This window comes from Pseudomonas agronomica (assembly GCF_025917275.1).
Lineage (GTDB): Bacteria > Pseudomonadota > Gammaproteobacteria > Pseudomonadales > Pseudomonadaceae > Aquipseudomonas > Aquipseudomonas agronomica.
This window is the reverse complement of sequence record NZ_JAOSHO010000009.1, coordinates 23622-42371: the sequence shown is the minus strand read 5'-3', so window position 1 is coordinate 42371 and position 18750 is coordinate 23622. Positions and strand designations below refer to the sequence as shown.

Below are 18750 nucleotides of genomic sequence, written 5' to 3'. Positions count from 1 at the left end.
CCCTCGCCACGGGTTTGTCGACGTCCTTTAGCGAGCGGCAACGCCCCCGATCACGGCCACCTGTGCAAATCCCAAACAAGTCCTGTGTCGCCCACGCTGTGTTCGGGTGCCGGTCATGGCCCTAGCATTCCCTTCATTCACTCCACGAAAGAAGGAACTGTCCATGCAGCGTTTTACCCGTCGTTTCCTCTCCGCCTGTGTAATCTCAGGCGTTCTCGCCAGCGCCGGCGCCTCGGCCGAAACTCATCCAACCATCCGCGCCATGTCCGGCGCAGTGCCGGTCAGCCAGTTGCCTGCCGGTAAAACCGCGTTACTGGTGATCGATTTCCAGAACGAATACTTCACCGGTAAGATGCCGATCCCCGACGGCCCGGCAGCGCTGGCCAACGCCCGGAAGCTGATCGAGTTCGCCGATGAACACAAGATGCCCGTCTACCATGTCCAGCACATTGCACCCGCTGGTTCGCCAGTGTTCGCCATCGACGGTGAAACTGTGAAATTCCACCCCGACATACAGCCCAGGGCCAAGGATCCGGTCTTGCAGAAAACCACTGTCAGCGTGTTCGGCAGTACCGATCTGGACAAGCGTCTCAAAGCCGCCGGAATCGAGAACGTGATCGTCTCCGGTCTCATGACCCATGCGTGCGTGGCGGGCGCAGCCCGGGATGCGGCGCCGCTGAGCTATAACGTGTTGGTGGCGGCCGATGCATCGGCTACCCGTGCGATTACCCGGGTCAACGGAGAGTCGACCGACAAGGACGCCTTGCACCAGGCCGCGCTCGCCGAAATCGAGGACACGTTCGGCGATGTGATGAACACCGCCGAAATCATCAAGCTACCGGTGCGCTAACCCCATGAATCAGATGCTCGCCATGCGCGTGTTCCGCTGCGTCGTCGAGGCCCAGGGTTTTACAGCCGCCGCCGAGCGGCTGGATACCACGCACTCGTCGGTCTCCCGACATTTGCAGCAATTGGAATCCACGTTGGGCGTGCGTCTGATCAATCGCAATACCCGCCGGATGAGTCTTACGGCGGCGGGGGAAAAGTATTACGAAGCTTGCGTGGATATTCTCGACCGGGTAGACGCTGCCTCCCAAGCCGCTGCCCAGGAACAGGAGCGGCCCTCCGGTCTGCTTCGCATCAGCGCGCCGTTGGTTACAGGAACGTTGGAGCTGGCTCGCTGGCTACCGACGTTCCAGGCGCGATATCCAGATATTCAAATTGATTTGTCTTGCTCCGATCCGTTGGTCGATCTGGTGGCCGAGGGATTCGATGCGGCGCTACGCATCTGTGGGCCCCTGGCCGACAGCAGCCTGGTCGCGCGGTTGCTCAGCGTATCGCCGCTGGTGCTGGTCGCGGCGCCGGCCTACGTGTTCAAGCGTGGCTTGCCTCGCAGCGTTGCCGAACTCAACGACCATCGGCTACTCACCTATGGATCGGCTGGCCAATGGACGCTCGCCAATGCGAAGGGAGAATCGATCACCCTGGACTGTCACGGCACGTTTCACACCGACACCATCACAGCCTTGCACGCCTGTGCCTTGGCGGGCGGTGGCATTGCCGCATTTACCCTGGCGACGGTGCAGGATGACCTGCTGGCGGGAAGGTTGGTGCGGATTCTGCCTGAACACACCCTTGGGGAACGGCACTACTACGCGCTTTATCCTCACGCCCGGCATCTGCCGGCCAAGGTGCGAGTGTTCGTCGATTACATGGCGCAGTACTACCAGGCGATGTCAGGCGGGTGAGCGCAGCGACGCGCCCTGCGCACCGCGAATCAATCAGCATTCATGACGTTGCCGGCCTGCGCAACGCCGCGATGTCCCGCTTCGGCGAAGCGCCGAACAGGCGGCTGTATTCACGGCTGAACTGCGAAGGGCTTTCATAGCCCACCTGGTAGGCGGCGCTCGCTACGTCCAGGTGCTCGTTGAGCATCAGGCGCTTCGCTTCGTTCAGCCGTAGCCATTTTTGATACTGCAGCGGGCTCATCGCGGTGAGCTGGCGGAAATGATGGTGGAAGGTCGGGGCGCTCATCTGCACGCGCGCCGCGAGGTCGTCCACGCGAACGGGCCCGGTGTAGTTGAGTTTCAGCCAGTCGATGGCCTTGGCGATCCGGTAACCCTGGCTGTCGACGGAGGCAATCTGCCTCAGCCGCGCGGCCTGGTCGCTCATCAACAGTCGATAGTGGATCTCCCGCTGGATCAGCGGGGCCAGCACGGGGATCGCTTCGGGTTCATCCAGCAGCGCCAGCAGACGCACGAACGGCTCGAGGAAATCCGCTGACGCCGTGCCGATACTCGCGCCAATCCCTGCGGGGCGCTCGACACTGGGCGCCACGCCACCCTGGGCGACCAGATCGGCGACCATGCGCAAGTCAAGCCGCATGACCAGGCCCAGGCACGGCTGCTCCGGGCTGGCCGCCAGCACTTCGGAGTTCGCGGGCATATCCAGCGACGTCATCAGGAAACGTGTGGTGTCGTACCCGTATGCCTGGCCGCCAATCCACACCTGCTTCATCCCCTGGGCGACGAGGACGATGCTTGGCTCGATCATGCAGATCATGGGCGGGGCAGGGGCGTCGCGACGGAAAAAGCACAGGCCCGCAATTGACGTTTCAAAGTCACCCGCGCCGGCCGTCCGGGTGGCGATGAGGTTTGCGAGCCGGTCTTGTGGCGATCTGCCTTGGGTGGTCATGTCGATTCTGTCTGGGTTGATAGCTATGGGCAGGACATTAACCCGCCAAGCGAAGCGTTGCCTATGCGTAACCGGCGGGTTCACAGGATCGGGCAAGAACTCCAGCGAAATGTTCTACCGACCGTCGATACCCATTCGTGAAAATACCCGTCGGATTCAGTTCATGGCGTCATCGTCGCCGTCGCGAGCAAGCTCGCTCCCACGAGGGCTTCCGAGCGCTCCAGAAATTTCAGGATTGTTATGACCTCTATCTCATCGCTAGAACCACAGGGCAAGCCTGCGTGGGGCGCGGTGCTTGCCATGTCGCTGGCTGCCTTCGCCCTTGTTGCGTCCGAATTCATGCCCGTCAGCTTGCTGACGCCGGTGGCGGCGGACCTCCAGATCAGTGAAGGGCAGGCCGGCCAGGGCATCGCCGTCTCGGGTGCCTTTGCCCTGGTGACCAGCCTGCTCATCGCACCGATTGCGGCCCGGATCGAACGCAAGTGGCTGCTCTCGGCACTGACGCTGTTGATGATCTTGTCCGGCACAGTGGCGGCAGCGGCGCCCAGTTACCTGATTTTCATGGTCGGTCGCGCGCTGATCGGCGTTGCGATTGGCGGCTTCTGGTCGCTGTCGGCGGCCACGGCCATGCGGCTGGTGCCGGAAGATAAAGTCCCTCGCGCCCTGGCCATCGTCAACGGTGGCAACGCCCTGGCGACAGTGGTCGCTGCGCCGCTAGGCAGCTTTCTGGGGGCGATTATCGGTTGGCGTGGCGCGTTTTTCTGCATCGTACCGGTCGCCGCACTCGCCCTGGCGTGGCTGCTGTTGAGCCTGCCCTCGATGCCGAACCAGGCGAAGCGCGGCGGCGGGAATCCTTTCAAGCTCATGACCCGGGCGCCGGTGGCGTTGGGCATGCTGGCGGTCAGCACGTTCTTCATGGGCCAGTTCATGTTGTTCACTTACCTGCGACCCTTCCTGGAAACCGTGACGCAGGTGGGCGTCTCGCTGCTATCGCTGATGCTGCTGGCGATTGGTCTGGCGGGTTTGCTGGGCACCTTCCTGATTGGCTCGTTCTTGAAGAACGGCCTGTATCGCACGCTCATCGTCATCCCGCTGTTGATGGCCGCGATCGCCCTCGCGCTGGTGGGGTTCGGCAGCTCCGCGTCGGTCACGGCTGTGCTGCTCGGCCTCTGGGGCCTGGTGGCCACGGCCGCCCCCGTAGGTTGGTGGACTTGGCTGGCCAGAACGTTGCCGGAGGATGCCGAGGCCGGAGGCGGTTTGATGGTTGCAATCGTCCAGCTCGCCATTGCCTCGGGGGCCACGGTGGGCGGCGTTCTGTTCGACTTGAGCGGTTATCGCGCAACTTTCGAGACCAGCGCGGCCGTGCTGGTTGTTGCCGCTGTGTTGACGATCCTCGCAGCTCGCGCGGCGGCTCGACAATCCTCGCGGACATCGCGCGCCAGGACATACAGCACGGTGGGTTGAGAAGAACCGTTGGGCGCCTGCGGTTGGTGGCACATTGATATCTTGGTAAGCTCCAGGCTGGTTACCTACCGAGTTGGTTAGTTGTGTCTACTGAAAGAATCCAGCCCTTGGAGCAAGCCCTCCTGGCAGTCATCGCCGCTGCGGGAAAGATGGGCATCAGTTGCGATGAGTTATGCGCGCATGCGGTCGGCGGGCTCGTGTCGGAGCAGTACTGGACTTGGGCGGACGCCCAGCATGCCGAGCGCGCCGCCGATGAGATCGACAATGCCTTGGCAATCCTCGTTGGCAGGCAAGCCGGGACGCCGACCAAAAGAGGGCCCGATGCGACATTAGAATCGGCTGCAAACTAAGAACGGGCGACTCGTTGAGTCGCCCGTTTTATTTTTATAGACCCAAGCCTTCCTCGATGATCGAGAGGAAATCATCTTCATCCAGCGTGACGGGTTCGGGCCGTGGTTGTCCGGTTGGCTGCAGAAGCCAGCGCGACTCGCCATGTTCGCCCACCGTCCGCAGGATGCAGCGCTCCGTGCCTTTCATGTGGATTTCGATGCACCCTTCGGCGCCGGGGGAAAAACGCGCGATCGGATCAAGCGAGATGCGGCGGTGATTACCTTCGATGACCAATTGATCAATTGCGTAGTTATACGTCGATCCGCTGGCATGACGCTCGAAGACATGGGTGGGGTTACGCCGGATAACCAGGCCCGCTTCACAAACCGGCGCCAGCCAGGTTTCAAGCTGGCGATACAGCTCGTACACCTGGCCAGGCCAATGTTCGATCGCCAGGTCCGCACAATTGTCGGTGTCGGCCGGCGTGCGTTGGGCCTGCCTCAGCTTCGCCGCCAGTTCGTCTGCCTTGCTCATGTCTATTCCCTGTCGTGGTGATGGGTTGAGCTTAGCTGAAGGGGCGGGGTGGTCAGTTGCGCTGGGTCATGGAAGCGAACTTGCAAGTTAATGCTGGGCGCGGGATGACGCATCAACTCGCAGCGGTTTTCTGACGGTGTTGCCCTGGGTCAGTTGCTCAGGCATCTCCGGCAACGAAGCCACATGCACGGCCCGGGACGGCATGGCGAAGCGCACGCCGATCCTGGCGAACTCGTCCATCATCCCCAGGTTGATGGCTTGCTGGATGTCCATGTAGACGTTGTAGCTGGGGTCCAGGACGATGTAGACCGTTTCGAATTCCAGCGTACTTTCGCCGAAACTGCGAAAGTGCGCGCGGTCGAAACGGGTTTTTTCCTGGGCCTTGATGATCCTTTCGACGATGGCAGGCACTTGGCGAAGCTGTTCGGTCGAGCATTCCTGAGGCAGGGCGAACTCAAAGACGATGCGGCGTTCCTGCAGCCGTTTGTAGTTCTGGATGGTGGTGCTGATCATCCCGGCGTTGGCCATGACGATCTGCTCGCCGCCCAGGCTGCGGATGCGTGTGGTCTTCAGGCCGACATGCTCCACGGTACCGGCCAGCGAGCCGACGACAATGAAGTCACCCACTTCGAACGGTTTGTCCACGGCAATCGACAGCGAGGCGAACAAGTCGCCAAGGATGTTCTGTACGGCGAGCGCAACGGCGATGCCGCCGACACCGAGGCTGGCGATGAAGGCGGTGATGTTCACGCCGAGGTTGGAAAGCATGGCCAGCAGCACCACCGCCCACAGGAACACTTTCGCGCCCCAGAGGCTCAACGTTGCCAGGGCACTTTTCTGATGGATATCGGTGTGGCTGTGCCGGGCAAAATAATGCATCAGCGCCAGGGCGATCGCCCGGTTTGCCCACAGGCCCACCTGCAAGGCCGCGACCACGAACCAGAGGCTGCTGACCCGTCCGAGCCAGCGTTCCGGCAGATCCAGCACACCGATGCCTATGAGAATCGAGGCCAGCAACAGCAAGGTGTTGCTGGTGCTGGACAGCACCTCGACGGCGATATGGCTGATGTAGGCGTCGGGCTTCTGCGCCCGGGCGCGCACGTTTTTCAACAGGAAGCCGATACCGGCCCTGGCGACGATGAAACTCAGCGTCATCACGCTGAACGCCAATAACCAGTTGGCAATGGAGATGCCGAGTAGTTGGGTGTCGGTAAAAATCTCGAGGGAGCTTGAATCCATTGGCGGGTCACCTGTGCCATTGCTGTTCAGGTTGTGCCCTGGCCGATTCGGTGCAAAGGCACGGGCCGGGCCATGAACTTTGTTAGTTCATGTGAGGCGGGTGCCGTTCAAATTATTGTCGTCCCGGTTGGCAGGCGTGCGATGGGCCATCCAGGTATCAATAGACTGGGTGTTCGAAGGACATATCGGCCACAAGACACGAGGGTTTTTGGATCCACCCGGCCATCCATCGACTTCCTCCTAAAGGCAAATTGCCGCCCCCCAAGCGGTACGCTAAGCTCCCGATTATTGGGGGCTTTTGAGCGATTCGCTCATGTGTTGCCCTCCCCAGGATTTTCGCTTGCCTATCCCCATCCATGATCCGAACCATGCGCCCGGCGGCGCCTTGAAACGCCTGCCGTTGCTCAAGGCTGCGGTGACGTTCATTGCAGCCGTGTGCCTGTGCCTTTGTGCTTTGCTCTATTTTCAATTGGAGCAGTCCCGTCGCCATGACCTGGACTCGGCGCGTGTCGCCTCGGCCAACCTCACCCGGGCCATGGCCCAACAGGCCCAGGACACGTTCGTACAGGCCGACCTGGTGCTGGCCAGCCTGGCGGACTGGATCCAGAACGACGGGTTCGGCCCGTCGACACGGCCGCGGCTGCAGCAGACCTTCGCCCGGCGCGTGCAATCGCTGGAGCAGTTGCACGGCCTGTTCCTGTTCGACAAGAACGGCCAGTGGGTCATCACGTCCTTTGCAAGCCTGCACAGGGGCGCGGGGATCGCGGATCGTGATTATTTCAAGTTTCACCAGCAGAATGCCTCGCTGATCGCCCATGTCAGCCCTGCGATCCGGAGTCGACAAAACGGTGATTGGATTATCCCGGTTTCCCGTCGATTGAATGACGCCAAAGGCAATTTCCAGGGCGTGCTAATGGCCGGCATCAAGATGTCGTATTTCGATCATTTCTTCAGGAGTTTCAATCTCGACGCCAAAGGCGAAATGGCCCTGGCGCTGTCCGACGGTACGCTGCTGGCGCGCCGGCCGTTCGACGAAAGCCTGATCGGCCAACCGTTGGCCGAGGAGCACATCTATAAGCATGAACCGTCGAGCGCCGGTGCCGGCGATGCGATCATTCGCAGCGCCCCCGACGGCATTGTCAGGCTTTACGCGCACCAGCATTTGCAGGCTTATCCGCTGGTAGTCACCGCGGCGATGTCCGAGGAGGCGATCCTGGCGGGTTGGTACGGCACGGCTTTTCAATCCAGCCTCATCGTTGCCTTGGTGGTGTTGGGCATCTGTTTGTTCGGCTGGGTATTCGTGCGTCAGGTGCGCAACAGCGAGCGGATCGAGGCGGACCTGCGCAAGGCTCAGGAGGCGTTGGAACTGATCGCCACCCACGACAGCCTGACCGGGTTGGCGAACCGACGGCTGTTCGAACGGGCGCTGGACGTCGAATTTGGCCGAGGCGCCCGTCAGCGCAGCCCGTTGAGCCTGATCATGCTCGACATCGATTTTTTCAAGCGCTACAACGACACCTACGGGCACGTTGCCGGGGACCACTGCCTGGCGGAGGTGGCGAAGGTGCTCAAGAGTTGCTGTCACCGCAAGGCGGACCTGGCGGTGCGTTTTGGCGGTGAAGAATTCGCGGTCCTGCTGCCCGATACCAACCTGCCGGGGGCCATGGCATTGGCCGAGCAGATCCGTCGCAGTGTCATCGATAAAAACATAACCCATTCGGGTTCTCCCACCGGCTATCTGACGGTGAGCCTGGGTTGCCATGCCTTCGTGCCCAGCAGCCTGGATAGTATCGAAGTCTTCATCCAGCGAGCTGACTCGGCGCTTTATCAAGCCAAGCACGGGGGGCGCAACCGCGTCGCGGCGCTGTCGATGGAAGATGGACTCTGCGCGTTGGAGCGCTCTGATCGTTGAGATCGGTTGGAATCATCGATCATGGACAGCGGTCCATTGCACAACACTTCCTACACATGTCGCGTAGGCCCTTTCGGCAAATTCTGTGGTCTCGTCAATTGAGGCGGATTGGCGGCTAAGTGTAAAAAACCAAGGGTCGATTGCGGTTCATGCTGTGAAGCTTGCACGGCGAAGCCAGCGCCGAAAGGACAGGAACAGGTCGATGGATACCACTGCCGATACCCCTTCTGACGTCACCCGACACGCGCCGATTACGCTACGCCTGGTCGCGGGCCTTGGCGTGTTGTTTGTCGCGGGTGTCCTGGTGGCCATCGCCGTGCTGTTCAACATCGCGCAGAAGCTGGACGCGGAGGACGTGCGCAAGACGCATTTCTATATCGAGCGCGCCCTCGATAATCGAATCACGGCGTCGAGAAACTACATCACCAGTTACGCGTTCTGGACCACGGCGTATAAGCACCTCAATGGCGAAGTCGACGTGCAGTGGGCGTACGGCGAACAGAACATGGGCAAGACCCTGTTCACCAACGATGAGTATGACGGTGTGTTCGTGATTGATCGCGAGCGCACCAAATATGCGGTGGTGCGCGGACAGAATATCCAGGTCGAGGCAACGGCGTATCTCGACATGCCATTGGCGGACCTGGTGGATCAGCTACAGGCACAGGCCGACCTGACGATGCCGTTGATCCGCTACACGCTGTTCGACGGCTGGCCGGCCATTGTCACGGCGTCGGCGATTACACCCAACGACGAACGCCCCCAGGTCGATCGACGAGGAACGTCGGTGTTGCTGTTCGTCGACCAGTTAACGCCGGTCAAGCTGCGCAAGATGGGCAAGGGCTACGGTCTCACCGACTTGAACCTGGTGAAGGATTCGGCGTTGGCTTCCGGCCAGCCCGCCGTGCCGCTGGACAGCACTGGCTACAGCTTGGTCTCGCGGCTGGAGCGGCCGGGCCAGCAACTGCTCTGGTCCCTGCTGCCGCCGTTGGGCGGGGCGTTATTGATCCTGGCGTTGCTCACCGCCTACTTTTTTCGATATGCCATGCGCACGGCTCGCCAGGTGGATGCCGGGTATGACAGCCTCGCAAAGTCGAAACACGCCCTGGAGGCCAGCGAAGAACGCTTTCGCGCCGTGGCCGAGGCCGCGTCCGACTGGATCTGGGAAATCGACAGCCATCGGCACATTACCTACCTGTCGGGGCGCTTCAACACGGTCACCGGTTTCTCCGACCAGCAATGGCTGGGGCAGGATATCGAGCAGCTCTTGTACTGCGACACCACGCCGATTGCGTTGTGGCTAAGCAAACTGGACGAAGAGCAGACCGCCAGCAACTTGCGTTGCTCTTACCGTGACCATTCCGGGCAACTGCGGTTCTGTCGAGTGTCGGCGCGGCCCATCCATGACAAGGCCACCGTAACCGGGTATCGCGGCACCGCCAGCGATATCACCGACGAGGTGGCGGCCCATGCCCAGGTCCAGCACCTCTCGATGCACGATGCGCTGACTGGCCTGCCGAACCGCAACAAATTGGCGCGTCATCTGGATGATGCCCTGGTGGCCAAGGAGCATTCCGCGCCGTTGGCGCTGCTGATGGTGGACCTGGACAATTTCAAGCCGATCAACGACTCGCTCGGCCATCCAGCCGGCGATGCGGTTTTGCTGGAAGTGGCCCAGCGGTTGCGCGACTGCACCCGCGAGCACGACCTGGTGGCGCGCCTGGGCGGTGATGAGTTCGTGGTCGTGCTCAGCGGGATGGAGCACATCACCGAAATCGACCGGTTCTGCGCGCGGCTGATCGAAAGCCTGCAACAGCCGATCCACTACGAGACCCACTCGCTGCACATCGGTGCCAGTATCGGCATCGCCGTCAGCCGCCGCCAAGGCTACGTGCCGGGCGAGCTGATCCGCTGCGCCGACATCGCCCTCTACCAGGCCAAATCCGAGGGTAAGAAGACCTGGTGCTATTTTGCTTCGCACATGAACGATCAGATTCAGCATCGTCGTCAGCTGGAAAGCGACCTGCGCCAAGCGGTGAAAAAAAACGAATTCGTCCTGCATTTCCAACCACGGTACACCGTCGATGGGAAAGAGATCGTCGCTGTCGAAGCATTGGTCCGCTGGCAGCACCCAACCCAAGGCCTACTGGGCCCCGATGCCTTTATTCCATTGGCCGAGCAAACCGAGCTGATCGTTCCGCTTTCGCGCTGGGTGTTGCGTGAAGCCTGCGAAACCGCGCTGACCTGGCCGGGCGCGCTGATGGTTTCGGTCAACCTGTCGCCGGCCCAGTTCGAGCGCAGCGATGTCGTGGAGGACGTGCGCCAGGTATTGGTCGAAACCCATTTCCCGGCGAGTCGCCTGGAACTGGAAATCACCGAGAACGTGATGCTGAACGATGTGGACGGCGCGCTGCAGGTCATGAACGCGCTCAAGGAACTGGGCGTGCGCTTGAACATGGATGATTTCGGCACCGGGTATTCGTCCCTCGGTTATTTGCGCACCTACCCGTTCGATGGCATCAAGATCGACAAGCGCTTCATCGCCTCGATGAGCAACAGCAGCAATGACCGTGCCGTGGTCCAGGCGATCATCAACCTGGGCAAGGCGATGGGCCTGACCGTGACCGCAGAAGGTGTGGAAACCCTGGCCCAACTGGGTTCGTTGGGCACCGATCAATGTCACGAAGTGCAAGGCTATTTCCTCAGTCGGCCCATCGACAAGCAGGCGTTTGCAGACCTGCTCGAAAGCGGTCGATCGTTGCCGCGAACCGGTTCCTGAGTATTTGTTGCAACCTGCGCAGCTTGCCGCCGGTCACAGTAAGTGTCTTGGTAAATCGAGTTCATGGCCCATGAAAAACCTGCGGATCGCGACCTTCAATATCAACGGCATCCGGGCCCGGCTACCCAATCTGCTGGAATGGCTGGAGCGGGAGAAACCCGACGTCGTCTGTTTGCAGGAGCTCAAGGCGGCGGACAAGGACTTTCCGGCGGCGGAGCTGGAGTCGGTAGGGTATGGGTCGATCTGGCATGGCCAGGCCTCGTGGAATGGCGTCGCCATCCTGGCCCGCGACGCGCAGCCGCTGGAAAGCCGGCGCGGTCTGCCAGGTGGCGACGATGACAGCCACAGCCGTTATCTTGAAGCCGCGGTGCATGGCGTCCTGGTGGGGTGTCTTTATCTGCCCAACGGCAATCCACAGCCTGGCCCGAAGTTCGAATACAAACTGGCCTGGTTCGAGCGGCTGATCGATTATGCCCAGGGGCTGCAGGCGAGTGATCATCCCGTGGTGCTGGCGGGCGATTACAACGTGGTGCCCACTGACATGGACATCTACAACCCGCGCTCCTGGCTGAAGGATGCGCTGCTGCAGCCCGAAAGCCGCGAATGCTATCAGCGATTGCTGGACCAGGGCTGGACAGACGCGTTGCGCCACCTCTACCCGGAGGAGCGCATCTACACCTTCTGGGATTATTTCCGTCAGCACTGGCAGAAGAATTCCGGGCTGCGCATCGACCACCTGTTGCTCAACCCGCTGGCCAGCGCCTACCTGAGCGAGGCGGGCGTGGACGCCTGGGTGAGAAACCAGCCACATCCCAGCGACCATGCCCCGACCTGGATCCGGTTGTCTTCGCGCAAGCGGCGCTGAAGGCCCAAAGGGGCATGCCACCGTGCAGATTGTCCATGGAAGGGAAATGCCTTATACCTGCCCGATCGCAGGGCGCTTATTGAAAGCCCTGCATCCGACAGGAAAGGACACCCCCCATGAGCCAACCTCGATTGAGCGATACCGGTCGTTATCTGCGACGCCTGGGCTTCGACTCGGCACCGCCACCCACCCTTGAAACGCTGCGCCAGCTTCAATGGCGCCACACCGCCGAGTTCCCCTTTGAGACGCTTTCGACACTGCTGCGCGAACCCGTGCCGATCGACCTGGAGTCGGTGGAGCGGAAGGTTTTCGAACAGGGGCGCGGCGGTTATTGCTACGAACTCAACCAACTGTTCTTTGCGCTGTTGCAGGCGCTCGGCTTCAATGCCCGCGCGATCACGGGACGGGTGGTCATGAATGCCCCCGAAGGTGCCTGGACTGCACGGACCCATCGCTTGAGCCTGGTGACGATTGATGATGTTCGCTACATCACCGACGTGGGGTTTGGCGGCATGGTGCCGACTGCGCCGCTGCTGTTGGACAGCCGCCAGGTTCAGCTGACTCCTCATGAGCCGTATCGAATCGACGTCAACGAGGACGGCTACCTGTTGCGTGCAAAAGTCGCCGATGAATGGCGCCCGATGTACCTGTTCGACTTGCAGCGGCAAGAAGAGATCGATTTCACGGTTGGCAATTGGTACGTCTGTTCCCACCCTGAATCACCGTTCATGGGCCGGCTGATGGTCGCCCGCACTGGCGACGGTTTGCGCAAGACGCTCAATGGCAACAGCTATGCCGTGCACCGGATAGGGCACGAAAGCGAACGACGCACCATCAACGACGCTGATGAGCTGATGGATCTGCTGGAAAATGAATTCGAGCTGCGAGTACCGCCACGGGCGCTGCTGCGTCCAGCCGTGGAGAGGCTATTGATATAGGTTCTGAGCATTATTGGTTTGGGATTTGCAGTCCGTTCCATGTCGCCGCTGGCAACAAGTTGTATACAACTCTATGGACATTTGTTCTGAGTTTTGAATACAGTGTGCGCATAACAAAAAACAGGGAACCCCCGAACCATGAAAACGCCCCATGTTTCACTCCCACGGCCCGAGGACGAAAATCTCGGCGTCGGCGCGAATATGGCTTACGGCCTGCAACATGTGTTGACCATGTACGGCGGCATCGTCGCGGTGCCCTTGATCATCGGCCAGGCGGCCGGGTTGTCGCCGGCTGACATCGGCCTGCTGATCGCCGCGTCATTGTTCGCGGGAGGGCTGGCAACCCTGCTGCAAACCCTCGGGCTGCCGTTCTTTGGCTGCCAGTTACCACTTGTGCAAGGCGTTTCGTTCTCCGGCGTCGCGACCATGGTCGCGATTGTCGGCACCGGTGGCGAAGGGGGCTTCCAGGCGATCCTGGGCGCTGTAGTTGCCGCATCCTTGATTGGTCTGCTGATTACCCCGGTGTTTTCGCGGATCACTCGGTTCTTCCCGCCGCTGGTGACCGGCATCGTCATCACCACCATTGGCCTGACACTGATGCCAGTGGCGGCGCGCTGGGCGATGGGCGGCAACAGCCATGCCCCCGATTTCGGCAGCATGGCCAACATTGGTTTGGCCGCCGTGACACTGGTACTGGTGTTGCTGTTGAGCAAAATGGGCAGCGCGACCATTTCCCGGCTGTCGATCCTGCTGGCGATGGTCATCGGTACGGTCATCGCGGTGTTCCTCGGCATGGCCGATTTTTCATCGGTCAGCGAAGGCCCCATGTTCGGGTTCCCGACGCCGTTCCACTTTGGCATGCCGACCTTTCATATCGCCGCGATCCTGTCGATGTGCATCGTCATCATGGTGACGCTGGTGGAGACCTCGGCCGACATCCTGGCGGTGGGCGAGATCATCGACACCAAGGTCGATTCCCGGCGGCTGGGCAACGGTTTGCGGGCCGACATGCTGTCGAGCATGATCGCACCGATTTTCGGCTCCTTTACCCAGAGTGCCTTCGCCCAGAACGTCGGCCTGGTGGCGGTGACCGGCATCAAGAGTCGTTTCGTGGTGGCCACCGGCGGGGTGTTCCTGGTGGTGCTCGGGCTATTGCCGTTCATGGGCCGGGTGATCGCCGCCGTGCCGACGTCCGTGCTCGGCGGCGCCGGTATCGTGCTGTTCGGTACCGTTGCGGCCAGCGGTATTCGGACGCTGTCGAAGGTCGATTACCGCAACAACGTCAACCTGATCATCGTCGCCACGTCCATCGGCTTCGGCATGATCCCCATCGCCGCGCCTAACTTCTACGATCATTTCCCAAGCTGGTTCGCGACGATTTTCCATTCAGGCATCAGCTCTTCGGCCATCATGGCGATTGTCCTGAACCTGGCCTTCAACCACCTCACCGCGGGCAATTCCGATCAACAATCGGTGTTCGCCGCCGGCACCGAGCGGGTCTTGCGTTATCAGGATCTGGCCGCGCTGCGCGAAGGCGACTATTTCAGCGACGGCAAGCTGCACGACTGCGATGGCAATGAGATACCGGTGGTGGCGGTGCCCGACCATTTGGCGCCAGAGCATGGTCCCGCGCGACTGAAAAGCAGCGAGCATGTCTGAACCCTGAGTATTCGCGCCAAAAAAAAGCAGCCTGCGGTTCTTGACCGCAGGCTGCTTTTTTATTGCCTCATGGCTGGTTACCAGCGACCGTAGTGACCGCGTGGCGGGCCGTAGTAATAGCCCCGTGGTGGCCCGTAATAAACCGGCGCCGGGCGGTAGTAGATCGGTTGTTCCACGTACACCGGCTGCGGCTGGTAGTAGACCGGAGGGGGTTGCTGTACGTAGACCGGTTGCGGTTGCACATAAACGGGTTGCTCGACGTACACCGGCCGGTCACGGTTGATGAGCGCGGAGCCAACGATGGCAGAGCCGACGATGGCGCCGAACACTGCGGGCCCCTCCCAACCACCGCGACCATGGGCGGATGCCTGGCCGGTGACCGCGAGTGCCCCCACGAGCAGGGCGATGATGGGGAGTTTGCGTTTCATGGCGATTCCTCGTTCCGGCCCCGGCGCCTGTGGTCTGCAACAGACCCGAGTAGGGGCGCGGGGATACTTGCTATGACAGCGATTTTCCCAGGATTTACGACGCCGTTGGGTAAATATTGTGTAAGGTCTGTCGCCGATTTTTTTTACACATAGGCGAATCGCTGCGTTACGCCTGGTGTCTGATCATCGAATAAAACCGGTCAGGACGGCGATTCCGTTGGTCCGAAAAACGCTTGGAGAAGACCCGCATGCAAATGAATCCCAACAAAGACACCCTGCTGTGCATGTCCCTGTCGGGGCGCCCAGGCAATTTCGGCCTGCGGTTTCATAATCATTTGTATGAGCAATTAGGGCTGAATTTCTATTACAAAGCGTTCAGCAGCCAGGACCTGCCCGGCGCCGTGGGCGGTATCCGCGCCCTGGGGATTCGTGGGTGCGGCGTGTCGATGCCGTTCAAGGAGGCCTGCATTGCTTTGGTCGACGAGTTGGACCCTTCCGCCGCAGCGATCCAATCGATTAATACCATCGTCAACACCAACGGCCATTTGAAGGCGTACAACACCGACTACATCGCCATTGCCCAACTGTTGAAAAGCCATGCCGTGCCCACGGAGTCGACATTCGCCTTGCGGGGCAGCGGTGGCATGGCCAAGGCGGTCGCCAGTGCCTTGCGCGATGGTGGCTACAAAAACGGGCTGATCGTCGCTCGCAACGAAACCACCGGACGAGCCTTGGCCGATTCCCTGGGGTACGACTGGCAAGCCGAACTGGGTAATCGTCGTCCACAGATGTTGATCAACGTGACGCCGATCGGCATGACCGGCGGCGCGGAGGCGGATCACCTGGCGTTCGAACCTTGCGCCATCACCGTTGCCGAGACTGTGTTCGATGTCGTGGCGATTCCTTCGGAAACGCCGTTGATCGTGCGTGCCCGAGAGGAGGGCAAGCGGGTCATCACAGGGCTGGAGGTCATTGCGATCCAAGCCCTGGAGCAGTTTGTCCTGTACACCGGCGTGCGGCCCAACCTGGAGCAGTTCGAAAAAGCCGTGGCGTTCGCCCGGGCCGCGTAGCGCGGTTACTCCAACCGCGCCAGCCGTTCTTCCAGCGCCGCGATTCGCGCTTCGAGCTCTTCGATGCGCTCCAGCGACACGCCGCCGGCGGTGTTGCGCTCGGCTGGCTGGTGGCGGGCGGCGAGGATGGCCTCGATGTCCGCCGGATCGCCCATGGCATGCACATAACGGTCTTCGCGCTGGCCGGCCTGGCGCGGAACCAGTAGCGCCAGGCCGCGGGCAATCAGGCGCTCAAGCTGATGCACGACTTGCTCGGTGTCTTCGAAATCGTGCATGCGGCCGCTGCGGGTCAGCAGTTCATTGACCGTTTGCGGGCCGCGCAGGAACAGCAGGCCCATCAGGATCACTTGGGCTGGCACCAATTCCAGCGCCTTGTCGACCCGGTGCTCCCAGCGGTCGGCGCGGCTGCCCATGACCAATCGGGTAAAGCCGCGGCCTTCCAAGGCGCGCAGGCTCTGGCCGACCTGGCCTGGATTGAGGTTGGTCACCGGCTCGCGGCTGGTTTTCTGGTTGCACGCCAGCACCAGCGCATTGAGGGTAAGGGGATAGGTCTCGGGGTTGGTGGCCTGTTTTTCGATCAGTGCGCCGAGAATGCGGATTTCCGTGCTGCTGAGCCGTGGTTCGTCGGCCGGGCTTTGTTCTTCGATGCTCATCGCGCGTTCCCTATGCTGTGGAAGCCGCCTAGCGTAATCCTTGCGCAATAAAAGACAAGGTGCGCAACAAGCCGTGGCTATAATCGCCCACGTTCGATGTATTCCCTTCTATCACTCGCATGAGATTGCCATGACTATTTCTCTGTATGCCGCTTCCGTCCCGGTCTTCAAGCAGATGCTCAACGCCTTGAGCGACGTCCTGAACAAGGCCGAGGCCCACGCCACTTCGAAGAACATCGACCCGAACGCTTTCCTGCAGGCCCGCCTGTTCCCGGACATGTTCCCGCTGGTGCGCCAAGTGCAGATCGCCGTGGACTTCGCCAAGGGTGTGTCCGCGCGCCTGGCCGAGGTTGAGTTGCCAAAGTACGACGACAGCGAGACCACCTTCGCCGAGTTGCAAGCGTTGATCACCAAAGTGCTGGCCTTCATCGAAGGGATCAAGCCCGAGCAGATCGATGGCAAGGAAGGCATCGAGATCGTGACGCGTCCAGGCACGCCGAAGGAGAAGCGCTTCACTGGCCAGAATTATTTGCTGACCTATGGCCTGCCGCAGTTTTTCTTCCACGTGACGACCGCGTATGCGTTGTTGCGTCATAACGGCGTCGAAGTGGGCAAGCGCGATTACATGGGCGCTTTCTAAAGCCAGCGCTATGAAAAAGCCCGGAACGGTGCAAGCCGTTCCGGGCTTTTCTTTTTTGCGGGGCTGTACGGTTTACGCAGTACGCTGCGCTCGCTCTTCCTCGCCCAGGCAAGCCGCCGCCGTGAACAAGACATCGGTAGACGAGTTCAAAGCCGTTTCAGCCGAATCCTGCAGCACACCGATGATGAAGCCCACCGCAACCACCTGCATGGCGATTTCACTGGGGATACCAAACAGGCTGCACGCCAGCGGGATCAGCAACAGCGAACCACCGGCAACGCCGGAAGCACCGCAGGCGCAGATCGCTGCGACGATGCTCAACAGCACGGCCGTTGGCACATCCACGACGATGCCGAGCGTATGCACGGCTGCCAATGTCAGGACCGTGATGGTGATGGCCGCGCCGGCCATGTTGATGGTTGCGCCCAACGGGATGGAAACCGAGTAAGTATCTTCATGCAGGCCAAGACGTTTGCTCAGTTCCAGGTTCACCGGAATGTTCGCCGCCGAGCTGCGGGTGAAGAACGCGGTGATGCCGCTCTCGCGCAGGCAGGTGAACACCAGTGGGTACGGGTTGCGACGCAATTTCCAGAACACGATGAGCGGATTGACCACCAGCGCCACGAACAGCATGCAGCCGATCAGCACGGTCAACAGGTGCAGGTAGCCGAGCAGGGCGCTGAAACCGGAGGTGGCGAGGGTCGAGGCCACCAGTCCGAAAATCCCCAGCGGGGCGAAGCTGATGACCAGCCGTACGATCACCGTCACGCCGTTGGACAGGTCTTCCAGCACGGTGCGCGTGGTTTGGCCCGCGTGGCGAATGGCGATGCCCATGCCGATGGCCCAGGCCAGGATGCCGATGAAGTTGCCGGTCATCAACGCACGGACCGGGTTATCGACGACGCTGAGCGCCAGGCTTTGCAATACTTCGCTGATGCCGCCGGGCGCCGTGACGGCAACGTCCTGGGTGGCCAGCACCAGGCTGGAGGGGAACAGCGTACTGGCAATGACCGCGACCACTGCCGCGGCAAAAGTACCCAGCAGATACAGGAACAGGATGGGCCGGATGTGGGTTTCCTGGCCATGCTTGTGGTTGGCGATCGAGGCCATGACGAGTACGAACACCAGGATCGGCGCCACGGCCTTGAGCGCGGATACAAACACCTTGCCGATGAACTCGGTGGATTTCGCCAGATCTGGCGCCAGCCATGCCAGGACAATACCGGCGATCAGGCCGATGATGATTCGCGTGACCAGGCCAGTCTGTTTGAGGCGTTGCAAAAGTGAAGGGGACACAGCAGTCATAACGGCATCTCTGATTTTTTTATGTGCAACGGTCAGCCAATCAGGGCAACAAGCGGGCAGGCCACATGAGCTGGACCGAAAAGAAGGTGAAGCAATTTGCAGGCCGCGGACTTTATCACAGCCCGACAAAAAATCTGACGGACCTGTGACGATCCGTCACCCGCATGTTTAAGCGCATTTTGCCGGAAGGGACATTCTGTTAGGCTTTGCCTTCCTCACCTTTCAATATCTCCAGCGGGC

General features: G+C 60.9%; 17 protein-coding genes. 11 read left to right on the top strand and 6 right to left on the bottom strand.

Annotated elements, in window-relative coordinates; genetic code table 11:
* Positions 1-163 precede the first annotated feature (163 nt).
* Together OC610_RS01940 and OC610_RS01935 are read left to right on the top strand one after the other, a co-directional pair.
* Positions 164-850 (top strand): cysteine hydrolase family protein, encoded by a 687-nt coding sequence (locus OC610_RS01940; protein ID WP_264426286.1) that lies wholly within the window; start codon positions 164-166, stop codon positions 848-850.
* Between the two features lie 4 nt (positions 851-854).
* Positions 855-1748 carry a LysR family transcriptional regulator gene (locus tag OC610_RS01935; protein WP_264426285.1) on the top strand — a complete coding sequence of 298 codons (894 nt, stop codon included), beginning with the start codon at positions 855-857 and terminating at the stop codon, positions 1746-1748.
* A gap of 40 nt (positions 1749-1788) precedes the next feature.
* On the opposite strand, the gene OC610_RS01930 is transcribed toward OC610_RS01935, so the two are convergent.
* Positions 1789-2694: an AraC family transcriptional regulator gene (locus tag OC610_RS01930; RefSeq protein ID WP_264426284.1), complete on the bottom strand. Its 906-nt coding sequence runs from the start codon at positions 2692-2694 to the stop codon at positions 1789-1791.
* A 240-nt stretch (positions 2695-2934) separates the two neighbouring features.
* On the opposite strand from OC610_RS01930, the gene OC610_RS01925 reads away from it, so the two are divergent.
* Positions 2935-4158 carry an MFS transporter gene (locus OC610_RS01925; RefSeq protein ID WP_264426283.1) on the top strand — a complete coding sequence of 408 codons (1224 nt, stop codon included), beginning with the start codon at positions 2935-2937 and terminating at the stop codon, positions 4156-4158.
* 107 nt (positions 4159-4265) lie between these two features.
* Positions 4266-4508, top strand: a complete 243-nt coding sequence (locus tag OC610_RS01920) for a hypothetical protein (RefSeq protein ID WP_264426282.1) — start codon at positions 4266-4268, stop codon at positions 4506-4508.
* A 34-nt stretch (positions 4509-4542) separates the two neighbouring features.
* Here OC610_RS01920 and OC610_RS01915 read toward each other — a convergent pair whose 3' ends face one another.
* Positions 4543-5022, bottom strand: coding sequence for a hypothetical protein (locus tag OC610_RS01915; RefSeq protein ID WP_264426280.1), 480 nt, complete (start codon positions 5020-5022; stop codon positions 4543-4545).
* An 87-nt stretch (positions 5023-5109) separates the two neighbouring features.
* Complete coding sequence (locus OC610_RS01910) at positions 5110-6261, bottom strand: mechanosensitive ion channel family protein (protein ID WP_264426279.1); 1152 nt, start codon at positions 6259-6261, stop codon at positions 5110-5112.
* Between the two features lie 340 nt (positions 6262-6601).
* On the opposite strand from OC610_RS01910, the gene OC610_RS01905 reads away from it, so the two are divergent.
* The 5 genes from OC610_RS01905 to OC610_RS01885 all read left to right on the top strand — a co-directional run bounded on the left by OC610_RS01905 (position 6602) and on the right by OC610_RS01885 (position 14414).
* Positions 6602-8173: a sensor domain-containing diguanylate cyclase gene (locus tag OC610_RS01905; protein WP_264426278.1), complete on the top strand. Its 1572-nt coding sequence runs from the start codon at positions 6602-6604 to the stop codon at positions 8171-8173.
* Positions 8174-8375: 202 nt separating this feature from the next.
* Positions 8376-10952 carry a bifunctional diguanylate cyclase/phosphodiesterase gene (locus OC610_RS01900; protein WP_264426277.1) on the top strand — a complete coding sequence of 859 codons (2577 nt, stop codon included), beginning with the start codon at positions 8376-8378 and terminating at the stop codon, positions 10950-10952.
* Positions 10953-11022: 70 nt separating this feature from the next.
* Positions 11023-11817: an exodeoxyribonuclease III gene (gene xth, locus OC610_RS01895; RefSeq protein ID WP_030140005.1), complete on the top strand. Its 795-nt coding sequence runs from the start codon at positions 11023-11025 to the stop codon at positions 11815-11817.
* 116 nt (positions 11818-11933) lie between these two features.
* Positions 11934-12755 (top strand): arylamine N-acetyltransferase family protein, encoded by an 822-nt coding sequence (locus tag OC610_RS01890; RefSeq protein ID WP_264426276.1) that lies wholly within the window; start codon positions 11934-11936, stop codon positions 12753-12755.
* A gap of 138 nt (positions 12756-12893) precedes the next feature.
* Entirely contained in the window at positions 12894-14414 is a 1521-nt protein-coding gene (locus OC610_RS01885) for a nucleobase:cation symporter-2 family protein (RefSeq protein ID WP_264426275.1), read from the top strand.
* Between the two features lie 77 nt (positions 14415-14491).
* Here OC610_RS01885 and OC610_RS01880 read toward each other — a convergent pair whose 3' ends face one another.
* Positions 14492-14842, bottom strand: a complete 351-nt coding sequence (locus OC610_RS01880) for a hypothetical protein (RefSeq protein WP_181286862.1) — start codon at positions 14840-14842, stop codon at positions 14492-14494.
* Positions 14843-15090: 248 nt separating this feature from the next.
* On the opposite strand from OC610_RS01880, the gene OC610_RS01875 reads away from it, so the two are divergent.
* Positions 15091-15912 (top strand): shikimate 5-dehydrogenase, encoded by an 822-nt coding sequence (locus tag OC610_RS01875; RefSeq protein ID WP_264426274.1) that lies wholly within the window; start codon positions 15091-15093, stop codon positions 15910-15912.
* A gap of 5 nt (positions 15913-15917) precedes the next feature.
* Here OC610_RS01875 and OC610_RS01870 read toward each other — a convergent pair whose 3' ends face one another.
* Positions 15918-16565: a YceH family protein gene (locus OC610_RS01870; protein ID WP_264426273.1), complete on the bottom strand. Its 648-nt coding sequence runs from the start codon at positions 16563-16565 to the stop codon at positions 15918-15920.
* Between the two features lie 130 nt (positions 16566-16695).
* On the opposite strand from OC610_RS01870, the gene OC610_RS01865 reads away from it, so the two are divergent.
* Complete coding sequence (locus OC610_RS01865; protein ID WP_264426272.1) at positions 16696-17205, top strand: DUF1993 domain-containing protein; 510 nt, start codon at positions 16696-16698, stop codon at positions 17203-17205.
* 72 nt (positions 17206-17277) lie between these two features.
* Here the strand turns inward: OC610_RS01865 and sstT are convergent, their stop codons facing one another.
* Positions 17278-18510, bottom strand: coding sequence for a serine/threonine transporter SstT (gene sstT / locus OC610_RS01860; RefSeq protein ID WP_264426271.1), 1233 nt, complete (start codon positions 18508-18510; stop codon positions 17278-17280).
* Positions 18511-18750: the final 240 nt, after the last annotated feature.